The sequence below is a fragment of the Burkholderia sp. AU15512 genome, from assembly GCF_002223325.1.
GTDB lineage: Bacteria > Pseudomonadota > Gammaproteobacteria > Burkholderiales > Burkholderiaceae > Burkholderia.
The window spans coordinates 990,710-1,000,910 of the sequence record NZ_NKEX01000008.1; the positions used below are offsets into that span (position 1 = coordinate 990,710).

Annotated in this window: 8 protein-coding genes; 1 reads left to right on the forward strand and 7 read right to left on the reverse strand. The window is 67.4% G+C overall.

The genetic code is table 11. The annotated features are described in order from the left end of the window. Positions 1 to 148: 148 nt before the first annotated feature. Positions 149 to 970, reverse strand: a complete 822-nt coding sequence (locus CFB43_RS36500; RefSeq protein ID WP_089498894.1) for a helix-turn-helix domain-containing protein — start codon at positions 968 to 970, stop codon at positions 149 to 151. Positions 971 to 1,077: 107 nt separating this feature from the next. After that, positions 1,078 to 1,209: a hypothetical protein gene (locus CFB43_RS39085; protein WP_256990202.1), complete on the reverse strand. Its 132-nt coding sequence runs from the start codon at positions 1,207 to 1,209 to the stop codon at positions 1,078 to 1,080. A 1,164-nt stretch (positions 1,210 to 2,373) separates the two neighbouring features. Here CFB43_RS39085 and CFB43_RS36505 point away from each other — a divergent pair. Next, a complete protein-coding gene (locus CFB43_RS36505) occupies positions 2,374 to 4,122 on the forward strand; it encodes a cholesterol oxidase substrate-binding domain-containing protein (RefSeq protein WP_089498895.1) in 1,749 nt (582 codons plus the stop codon). Between the two features lie 351 nt (positions 4,123 to 4,473). Here the strand turns inward: CFB43_RS36505 and CFB43_RS36510 are convergent, their stop codons facing one another. The 5 genes from CFB43_RS36510 to CFB43_RS36530 all read right to left on the reverse strand — a co-directional run bounded on the left by CFB43_RS36510 (position 4,474) and on the right by CFB43_RS36530 (position 10,200). Continuing rightward, complete coding sequence (locus tag CFB43_RS36510) at positions 4,474 to 5,292, reverse strand: aspartyl/asparaginyl beta-hydroxylase domain-containing protein (RefSeq protein ID WP_089498896.1); 819 nt, start codon at positions 5,290 to 5,292, stop codon at positions 4,474 to 4,476. Between the two features lie 92 nt (positions 5,293 to 5,384). Then, entirely contained in the window at positions 5,385 to 6,632 is a 1,248-nt protein-coding gene (locus CFB43_RS36515) for an MFS transporter (protein WP_089498897.1), read from the reverse strand. After that, positions 6,629 to 7,072 carry a GNAT family N-acetyltransferase gene (locus CFB43_RS36520; protein ID WP_089498898.1) on the reverse strand — a complete coding sequence of 148 codons (444 nt, stop codon included), beginning with the start codon at positions 7,070 to 7,072 and terminating at the stop codon, positions 6,629 to 6,631. Before CFB43_RS36520 ends, CFB43_RS36515 begins: the two co-directional genes overlap by 4 nt. A 7-nt stretch (positions 7,073 to 7,079) precedes the next feature. Then, the gene (locus CFB43_RS36525) at positions 7,080 to 8,525 is read right to left on the reverse strand and encodes a serine hydrolase domain-containing protein (RefSeq protein WP_089498899.1); all 1,446 of its coding nucleotides are present in this window, start codon (positions 8,523 to 8,525) and stop codon (positions 7,080 to 7,082) included. 79 nt (positions 8,526 to 8,604) lie between these two features. Continuing rightward, on the reverse strand, positions 8,605 to 10,200 hold the full coding sequence (locus CFB43_RS36530) for an MBL fold metallo-hydrolase (protein ID WP_256990203.1): 1,596 nt from the start codon (positions 10,198 to 10,200) through the stop codon (positions 8,605 to 8,607). Position 10,201: the final 1 nt, after the last annotated feature.

Below are 10,201 nucleotides of genomic sequence, written 5' to 3' on the forward strand. Positions count from 1 at the left end.
CAATCTAGCCGGCGCCGCAACCCGCGCTGCCGCACCCGGTGACATCGTCGTCATCGCCCGCGACGACTCGCGTCGGCGCGGGCGCGTGCGGCAGCCATCCCGGCCAGTCGGCCGGCGGCGTGCGTCGCACGTCGGCGGCATGTCGGCGTCACGCCGCCGACGCGCACGGGACGGAATCGTCGATCATCCATTTCGTGAGCCCGTGCCGGCCGCTGATGCCGAGCTTCACCGCGGCGCGCTTGATGTACGTCTCGACCGTACTTTCCTTCACACCGAGCTCGCCGGCCATTTCGCGCAGCATCTTGCCCGCGAGCAGGCCGAGGCATACTTCGTTTTCACGCGCCGACAGCACGACCCGCGCGCGCGCGAGCCGCGATTCGAACTCATGGCGCAGCGCGTCGACGCCGGGCAAGCCTGCCGTCGCACCGGGCGCCGTCACGCATTCGAGCGTGCCGTGCCGACGCGTCGACGCATGCCACTCGACGAGCGGCAGCAGCGTATCGGCGAAATTCTTCAGGAACGACATCTCCTGCAACGAGAAGTCGCGATGCGATGCCGTGCGATGCAGCGAGATCACGTAGCGGCGATTCGCCTTGCCCGACACGAGATGGCACTGAAATCCGCCGCCCGGCCCGCGCGGCGGCGCGACGTCGCCGCCATTGCCACGCCGCAACAGCGGATTGATGTGAATGAGCTGCCGGTCGCAGGCCGCCAGAATCCGGTTCAACGGCGGATGCGCGGCCGGTTCCCGCTCGCCGTGCGCGGCCGGCGCGCCGCGCCCGTCGCCGCCCGGCGCGCCGAACGCGCCGAGCGATTGCACGCGGACGACTTCGCCCGCCGGCTCGTCGAGCGTCCATTCAGTCATCCGGGTGATCGCGAGCGGAATCGATTCGACCAGCAATGCATGCATGTCGGATGCGAACCGCTCACTGCCGGCGCTCGAAATCACCTTCCCGAGCTTCGAGAACATCTGACTCTCCTTGTTGTGCGTGCTTGAGGACCTGGCGCCACGCCGGCGCGCGCGAGCCGGCACGGTTGGCGCGGCGCGCGTCGGGTCGCGCTGTGTCGCACGCGTTATCAGGCGGGCAACGCGCGCCGCCGGCGCGCGATCCGGAACACGCCATGCGCGTACGAACGATCGTCAGGCACGGCGAGCGCCGCCGCGTCACCGACGATCGAACCGACCGATGACGAACGGGAAACCGGCACGATGTTTCCTCCGTATCGAACCGCGCGAGGCGGCGGGCGTCGCATCGATGGACGTTCATGACGGGCGACGCTGCCAGCAGCCGAAACGTCCATTTCGGTCGATGCGCGTGGCGGGACGAAAACGCGCCGCCGCCGGACGTGCTGAAGACCTGAATCGGACAACCCGGCGCCGGCTCGAAGCAGGCGCGCTCCCGGCGAATTCAACGAAAAATCGCGATCAAAAAGCGAAACGATTCTTTCCATTGAATTTGGTCCATGTATATCCCAGCCGCGTATGATAGCGATGATTTAAGACATTTGCAGTTAACCCGACATCCATTTTTTAAAACCACATCGCCCGCTAACCGGAAATCGATCAATCCGCAAGCCACTCATCGTCATTATTATCAACGCACGAATAAATCAACCTCCGTTTACCACGAACTTTGGTAATAATCGCCCCGGCGACGCATACCACGAATTTTCATCCGGAAGCGCCATTCGAGAGAGGAATTGTCGGATTTCACCCGTACCCTGCTTATCGATCTGGTTTCAAGTCATATCTTCCGGAAGTTATTTCGATTCGCTCAACAATCGATTCAATATGCGCGGCGGCGAAGCATAATTTCCGCTCCAAGCCCACGGTTGCGGGTCTCCGAGACCGGTGTTGCAAAATACCCACAAAGGACGAAGCCATTTTCCGCCATAAAATTTCCATATTAAATGACTCGAAATTCGTCAACTCCGCGGCTTGTCACCCGATAGATAAATTGTTACGCTTTCGACCGAAATATACGACACACCTTCAATCAACCTTGAATTGCGGCCGGGTTTATTTAAAAAATCGAAACATGGCGATTAATATTCACGTGAAGTCATCTTTTATCGATCGCCACGGCTAGCGCTTCGCCGCACGCGATTCCGTCGAATTTCCCTATCCGCTCGTCGACAGAACAGGCCGACGGCCAATTGCAGCAATCTCCCGGCGGCTTTTCGATTTCCTTTTAGACGCCCGTGGCGATGCGCGGTCGCGCATTGCCGAACGCATCGTTATTTTTCAATCCTGCCCGACCCGAGCGCGACGCTTCCCGAGCGTCACGCCTGCATCGATTGCCACACCAGTCTCAACGCGTCATTTGTCGTCTTTCCAATCTTCAAAACAATGCCGAAAAATTGGAGCACACCATGAGTCACGACTTCCGAGACGAACCTGCGCCGCGTCGCGCCTTCCTGGCCGACATGGCGAAGCTCGCGGCGGCCGGCATCGTCACCGGCTGGACACCGCTCTACCAGATCGCGGCACACGCGCGGACGGCCGGCGACACGCCGCCCGGCTTCCCGGCCGACATCCCGCTTTACAAGCAGGCGTTCCAGAACTGGAGCGGCGAGATCGCCGTGCAGGACGTATGGACCGCCGCGCCGCGCTCCGCCGACGACGTCGTCGCGACCGTCAACTGGGCGCGCGCGAACGGCTACCGGATACGCCCGCGCGGCTACATGCACAACTGGTCGCCGCTGACGCTGGACCCGGGCGCCGGCGCCGCGAACCTCGTGCTGCTCGATACGACGAAGTCGCTGACGGCCGTCTCCGTCGACACGTCCGCACGTCCGGCGCGCGTCACCGCCCAGACAGGCGTCTCGCTGGAGTCGTTGCTCGCGACGCTCGAGCAATATGGCCTCGGCGTGATTGCCGCGCCGGCACCGGGCGACATCACGCTCGGCGGCGCGCTCGCGATCGATGCACACGGCACCGCCGTGCCGGCGGCCGGTGAAACCCTGCAGCCGGGCCATACCTGGGGCTCGCTGAGCAATCTCGTGGTCGCGCTCACCGCGGTCGTGTTCGATCCGGCCCGGCAGCAATACGTGCTGCGCCGGTTCGAGCGCGGCGATCCCGAGATCGGCGCGTTCCTCGCGCACATCGGGCGGGCGTTCGTCGTCGAAGTCACGCTGACGGCCGGCCCGAACCAGCGGCTGCGCTGCCAGAGCTACGTCGATATTCCGGCATCCGAACTGTTTGCGCCGGCCGGCTCGACGGGCCGCACGATCGCGTCGTTTCTCGATCGCTCGGGCCGGGTGGAAGCCATCTGGTTCCCGTTCACGACCAAGCCGTGGCTCAAGGTCTGGACGCCGACGCCCAGCAAGCCGCTCCTGTCGCGCGCCGTCACGCAGCCGTACAACTATCCGTTCTCCGATTCGATCTCGCAGACCATCTCGGATCTCGTCAAGCGGATCGTGATCGGTGGCGAAGGCGCGTTGACGCCGCTGTTCGGCCAGACGCAGCTCGCCATCACGACGGCCGGTCTCGCACTCACCCTCAGCGGGGACATCTGGGGCTGGTCGCGCACCGTGCTGCAGTACATCCGGCCGACGACGCTGCGCGTCACCGCGAACGGCTACGCGGTGCTGGCGCGGCGCGCCGACGTGCAGCGCGTGATCAGCGAATTCGTGCAGTTCTATCAGAACCGCGTCGACGCGTACAAGGCGCGCAACGCGTATCCGATGAACGGTCCCGTCGAGATCCGCGTCACCGGTCTCGACAAGCCGGCCGATGCCGGCGCGGGCGCGGCCGTGCCGGCGTTGTCCGCGCTCAAGCCGCGCCCCGACCGGCCGGAATGGGATACCGCCGTGTGGTTCGACATCCTAACGTTGCCGGGCACGCCGGGCGCCGATCGCTTCTATCGCGAGATCGAGCAATGGATGCTCGCGAACTACACCGGCTCGTATGCGACGGTGCGCCCCGAATGGTCGAAGGGCTGGGCCTATACCGACACGGCCGCCTGGCAAGACGACACGATGCTCACCACCACGATTCCGAACCTGCATCGTGAAGGCCAGCCGGCGTCGAGCAGCTGGGATACGGCGCGCGCGACCCTCGAACGCTACGACCCGCACCGGATCTTCCGGTCGCCGCTGCTCGACCGGCTGATGCCGTAGGGAGCCCGGCGGAAGCCGGCTGCCATGGCCGCCACGGAACGGATGACGATGCGCGAACCGTGCAGGTTCGCCAGGTCATTCAGGATGTGGCGGCCGGCAGGCTGGAACCGTGGCGAGCGGCGGCACGGCTGAATCGACGACCCGACAGGCTCGCCTGCGGATCGCCAGGCCGCGGCGGGAGCACGGCCTCGAAGCGCTCCGGCCAATGCACGACTGTCGAAGCGATTGCCGGATGCGGCGCGTGATTCGACAACGGCTCCGCGCAAAACCGCGTCGGCACCCCTGTCACACTGCCATCGGTCGATCGTCAAAAGGCGACCGGTCGGCCGCAGCCGGCCGCCCCTCCCCGCCTTACGCCGCGGCCGCTTCCGCCCACGGCGGCCGGAAATCCAGCCCGAGATGCTCGCTGATCGCGGCGTCGAGCCGCTCCACCGCATCCCGCTCGATACGCGTGATGCCCGGATGCCAGATGTCGACGAGCAGGCAAACCCGCGGCTCGTTGCTGTCGTTCCAGCTTTCGTGCTCGAACGTATCGTCGAAAATGATCGCGCGCCCGTCCGGCCACTCGCGAATCTCGTCGCCGACGCGCAGCCGCGAGCCGCGCGGCACGATCAGCGGAAGCTGGCAGGTCAGCTTGAGATTCGTCGTGTCCGTATGCGGCGGAATCCGCGTCCCGCCCTGGATCACCGAAAAGATGAAGGCGCCGCTCGGGCTGAGGAAGTCCTGCACCTGCCGCATCAGCGCCGCGGTGCGCGGGCAGCGGCGGCAATTCTCCTCGACCTCGGGCTCGCCCTTGCGCCTGAAATAGAACGACCCCCAGTCGTTGCGCCGGATCGACTCGAAACGCCCTGCCACCTGCTCTTCGTACGGCAGCAGCATCGGCGTGGTCACCTGGGCGAGAAACTCCTCGCGCAGCACGTCGACCGACGCCTCGAGCGTCGACGTGAACGCCTCGAGCGCCGGATAATCGGACGCCTCGTACCACGGCTTGCCGTCCAGCCCCGGGAAATAGAACAGCAGCGGCCGCTGATGTTTCGGCAACGCGGGCAGCGGAACCCGCCCCGTGTTGATGTCGACGAACTCGATCACGCGTTCGAGCTCCGCTGTCCCGTACTGCGACACGAGCGCCTCCAGCGTCTCGTGAATCGCGATGCGCATCTCCTGTTTCAAAGTCGATCTCCTTGGCTATCGTGGGGTGACAAACACAAAAATTGCCGCTTCCGCATGACGCATCACACATGAATCGAAACGGTGCGCCCGGCCTACGCGCGCGCCGTCGTCTTCGCCTCCTCCATCGGGTCGGCGGCCCAGCCGCCGATCGACGCGCCGTACCCGGCCGCCGCCGCGACCAGCACGCCGACGCCGCACCACACCGCCTGCACGCCCCACTGGCTGACCAGGTAGCCGAGCAGGATCGACGCGATCATGCTGCCGAGCTGGAACACCAGCGAAAAGAACGAGACGGCGCGCGATCGCAACGCATCGGGCGTCCGGTGATGCAGCACCGCGTTGACCACCGCGCCGGCGATGCCGAGAAACAGCGCGACCCCGCTCAGCACGGCGCCGAACGCGACCACGTGATTCGCCCAGCGCGTCAGTACGAGGCTCGCGGCGAGCCCGGCGAACGGCAGCGACACGGCGAGCGCCGGCCGTGCGGCGCAATGCTTCATCACGCGATACGACACCCAGCCGCCCGCGCCCTTGACGACCAGCATCAGCGTGAGGAACAGGCCGAACGCCCAGGTCGCGCCATGCATCGGCACGAGCGTCTTCAGCACCACCGGCCAGTAGCTCTCCAGCACCGACACGACGCCGCCGAGCAGCATGCAGAGCAGGATCAGCGGCCGCACCGCGCCGCCATGCCACGCGAAGCGCACCAGTTCGCGCAGATCGTCGCGCATCCGGCCGGCCGGCGCGGGCTCGGGCGGCGCCTGCTCCGCCTCGGCGAAAAACCACGACGTCAGGCCCAGCAGCACGATGAACAGGCCGCATGCGAGCGCCAGGCCGATCCGGTACGGGTTGTCGAACAGCCGGCTGCCGATCAGGTCCGGGAGCACGCCGCCGACCAGCGACATGCTCGCCAGCCCGAGCGCGGAGGCCAGCTCCGCGCGGCCGAGAAAATAAGGAATCCGGTTCGTCTCGCCATGCTCGCGCAGCAGGCCGACATACCACGCGTCGACGGTGCCGGAACTCATCGCGCGCGCGACGCCGAAGCTCGCCGCGGCGAGGTACAGCACCGGCTTCTGGCTGAAGCACAGCATCAGCGCGCAGCCGATGCTGTTCATCAGCAGCGAGACGCGATAGGTCCGGATCCGGCCCACGCGGTCGGCCATCGCGCCGAACGGCAGTTCCAGCGCGATGGTCGACAGGCTGAACACCGCCGCGTAAAGCCCGATCTCGAACAGCGTGAAATGGCTGTGCAGCAGGAACAACGTGACGACCGGCAGCACGAGGCCGAAGGTGCCCCACAACGCCGCCTGCTGCAGGCAGTACCGCAGGTGGACGGTCATCGGCCGTCCTTGCCGCCGGACTCGAGCAGCAGGTACTCGCCGTCTTCCGAGCTGCCGGCGCCGATCTCGACGAAGCCGCACGCGGCATAGAACGCCAGCGCCGGCACGTTGGCGCGCAGGCACTTGAGCCGGTAACGCGTGGCCGGCCAGCCCGGCAACGCGCGCAGCAGCGCCCGGCCGATGCCGCTCCGGTGGTGCGACCGGTGCACGTGCAGGTGATGGATGAAATGGTCGGGCTCCCAGACCGACACGAAGCCGGCGAGTCGCCCGCGGTCGTCCTCGGCGACCCTCAGCCGCTCGCCTTCCGTCTGGGCCTCGAAATCGGCCAGCTGGAACGTGCCGGCCGGCTGCCAGACGAAGGTCTCGCGGCGCGAGCGCAGGAACAGTTCGCACAGGGCCGGCGTATCGGCGGCCACGGCGTCACGTACGATGATCTTCATGATGCGCTTACCTCGCGGCAGTCGTGGTTGCCGGGCCCGTACAGCCCGGCAGGCTCGCCATCACGTCGGCGACGAAACGTTCGGTATCCCAACTGTGGTCCACCGTCGCGCCCAGCCGCGTGATGACCGCGCGGCACGACGGCACGATCACCACCAGCTGGTGATTGAAGCCGTCCATCATCATCAGGTCCGCCGGCAGCGACGGAAACCGGCGCGCGCCGCCGACGCCGGCGTTCAGCCACAGATGCGCGCCGAGCCGGCCGTCGTGCCGCGCCGCCTGGGGCGTCGCCATGAAGCGCACCCAGTCCGGCTCGACGATGCGCGTGCCGCGCCACACGCCTTGCTGCAGGATCAACTGGCCGAGCTTCGACCAGTCCCGCGCCGACGCCAGCATGTAGCTGCCGCCGACCAGCGTGCCCGACGCGTCGGGCTCCATCATCGCGGTGCGGATGCCGAGCGGCTCGAACAGCCGCGCCCGCGCGAACGGCACGATGTCGAGCGGCCGCGGCGAGATCGCGCGCGCGACGATCTTCGCGACCAGCACGCTGCCGCCGCTCTGGTAGTCCACCTCGCGGCCGGGCGCGACCTTCAGCGGCCGGCTCGCGACGAAGCGCGCCATGTCGGTCGACTGGTACAGCATCTTCGTCGTGTCCGAGCCGGGCAGATAGCCTTCCTGGTAATCCAGCCCGCTCGTCCATTGCAGCAGGTTGCGCAACTGGATCGCCTGGCGCGGATCGCCGGGTTGCGCCCAGTCGTCCAGCAGGTGATCCTGCGTGAGCGTCAGCTTGCCGTCGCGGGCCAGCACGCCCGCCAGCAACGCGGTGACGCTTTTCGTCATCGACCAGCCGAGCAACGGGGTGTGGGCCGTGACGCCCGGCGCGTACCGCTCGCCGACGAGCTTGCCGTCCTGCCGCACGACCACGGCCAGCGTGTTGCGCAGCGACGCGGGCGACGGCTCCGCCATCGCGCGATCCAGCACGGCGCTCAGCGCCGGCAGCGGATCGGCCGGCGCGACATCGTCGGCGTTGCCGTAGTGGTCGACGTAGCCGGCATCGGCCGCGGCGGGCGGCAGCGCGAGGCCGCGGCCATCCGCGCGCAATGCGTCGATCGCGCCGGCCGGCGCGATCGTGCAGCCGAGGCCCGGCCGGTACAGCGCGACCGTCGAACGCAACACGCCGAGCCCGGCGGCCTCGACGGTCTGTCGCGCACGGTCGATCCGGTACGTGACGAAGTTGAACAACGGATTGATCGGCTTGACTTCGCGCGCGAACAGCGCACGTGCATCGCCGTCGCCGCCGGCGAGCACGCGCACGCACAGGTAGTGCGACGCGTAGCCGGTGGCGGCGGGCAGCGCCCAATACAGCAGGCCCGCGGCAATCACCAGCAACAGCACGGCCGTGGCGGCGAGCATCTTGAAGGCGGCAGCGACACGGGACGGATGACGATCCGGCATGGGAGTGGGTTCCTGGTTCGACGATTCGACGAGACGAGACGACACGAAACGATGCGGGCGGCCGCGCGGCCGCCCACGCTCAGAGGATGATTTCCTTCTTCAGGTACAGCCGCTCGGACTGGATGTCGTGCGCGTGACAGCGGGCGATCAGCTTGTCCGATTCGACGATCGGCAGCGACGTCGGCGCGTATTCGATGCTGGAGATGAACTTGAGCCACGGCTCCGCGCCCATCGCATAGACGAACACCTGGCGCGGCGCGAAGCATTCGACCAGCGGCCACGCGCGCGCGCAGTCGGAGCCGTTCAGCCGGCGGTTCTGGTCGAACTGCCGCCCGAGCGGCTCGTTCAGGAGCGCGCCGTACAGCCAGGACATCGGCGCGCCTTCGCATTCCATGCCGATGAACAGCGTGCCGATCCGGCCGATGCGCCGCGCGATGCGCTGGTACAGCTCCGGCTGCAGGTTGTTCGAGTCGGCCGCGAACAGCATGCTCTTGCCGTCCACCTTCAGCGCGAACGCCATCTTCGCGGCGATATGCAGATCGCCGTGCTCGCCGAGGAACGGCAGCGCCACGATCTCGCCGCCGGGCACGGGCACGCTGTCCAGCTCGCCGACTTCGACCACCCGCTCGAACCCGCACGCCTCGAGCGCGAGCCGGATCGACGGGTCCTGCAGGAACCCGCCGTGGCTGCGCGGCACCACCAGCGTGCCGATCCGGTGCCGCAGCTGCAGCAGGCTCTCGAGCACGATGTGATCCTGGTGGTTGTGGGTCAGCAGCACGTAGTCGATGCGCTCGGGCAGATCCGCGAACGTGAACGGATCGTCGCCCTGGCCGAGCGGATAGCCGACGATCGGATCGGTCAGCAGCGAAAATTCCGCGGTCTCGACCAGCACCGTCGCATGGTTGAAGTAGCGCACCCGCACCGGCTGCCCCGCACGCGCCGGCGCCGACGGCGGGCGCGGCGGCGGCGCGTCGGTGAACCAGGTTTCGAGCGCCGCGCGCCGCTCGGCACCGCCCTCCGCGTGAACCAGCAGGCGATCGATCAGGTCCGGCGCGGCGCCCGCGTGGCGGGCCGCGAACAGTTCGTCGTACAGCACGTCGCGGAATGGCAGGCGGATCTGCACCATGTGCTCGTCGGGAAAGCGCGGCGTGCTGAGCATGAAGCTCCGGTCGTCGCTGGTCGCGAGGAAGCCGTTCACGCTCTGCAGCGCGTCGAGATAGCCGGCGCTGTCGTACAGCAGCCGCTCGAACAGCCGGTACGACGCGTGGCCGCGCAGGTCGTAGCCCAGCTCGACGACACCCTTCAACGGCTCGGGCACCCGCGCATACAGCGGCGACAGCGTGTCGCCGCCCCCTTCCCGCGCGAGCAGCTCGTCGAGCTCGCGCAGCGCGTCCGCCAGCGCCAGCAGCGGCGCGGCGCGCGTGCGGGTGTCGCGGATCAGCGCGTCGACCGCCGGCACGAGCTCCCGGCCGCCGTTGAGGAACGGCCCGCCGGCCATCTTCGCGGCGGAACGCCGGTGCAGCTCGGGTGCGCGGATGAAGGATTCCATGATGCGCAGGTGCACCTGCTTCATCACCAGCGCGCAGGTCGCCGGCTGCAGCAGGAACGTCCACGCATACCACTGATTGACCAGCGGTTCGAAGACGACGTTCGGTTTCAGGTAGATCGGGGTCATG

Excerpts from the sequence above, each read along its gene's own strand:
- CFB43_RS36520 (WP_089498898.1), bottom strand. The coding sequence starts at position 7,072 with ATGAAGATCATCGTACGTGACGCCGTGGCCGCCGATACGCCGGCCCTG.
- CFB43_RS36505 (WP_089498895.1), top strand. The coding sequence starts at position 2,374 with ATGAGTCACGACTTCCGAGACGAACCTGCGCCGCGTCGCGCCTTCCTG.
- CFB43_RS36525 (WP_089498899.1), bottom strand. The coding sequence starts at position 8,525 with ATGCCGGATCGTCATCCGTCCCGTGTCGCTGCCGCCTTCAAGATGCTC.
- CFB43_RS36515 (WP_089498897.1), bottom strand. The coding sequence starts at position 6,632 with ATGACCGTCCACCTGCGGTACTGCCTGCAGCAGGCGGCGTTGTGGGGC.
- CFB43_RS36500 (WP_089498894.1), bottom strand. The coding sequence starts at position 970 with ATGTTCTCGAAGCTCGGGAAGGTGATTTCGAGCGCCGGCAGTGAGCGG.
- CFB43_RS36530 (WP_256990203.1), bottom strand. The coding sequence starts at position 10,200 with ATGACCCCGATCTACCTGAAACCGAACGTCGTCTTCGAACCGCTGGTC.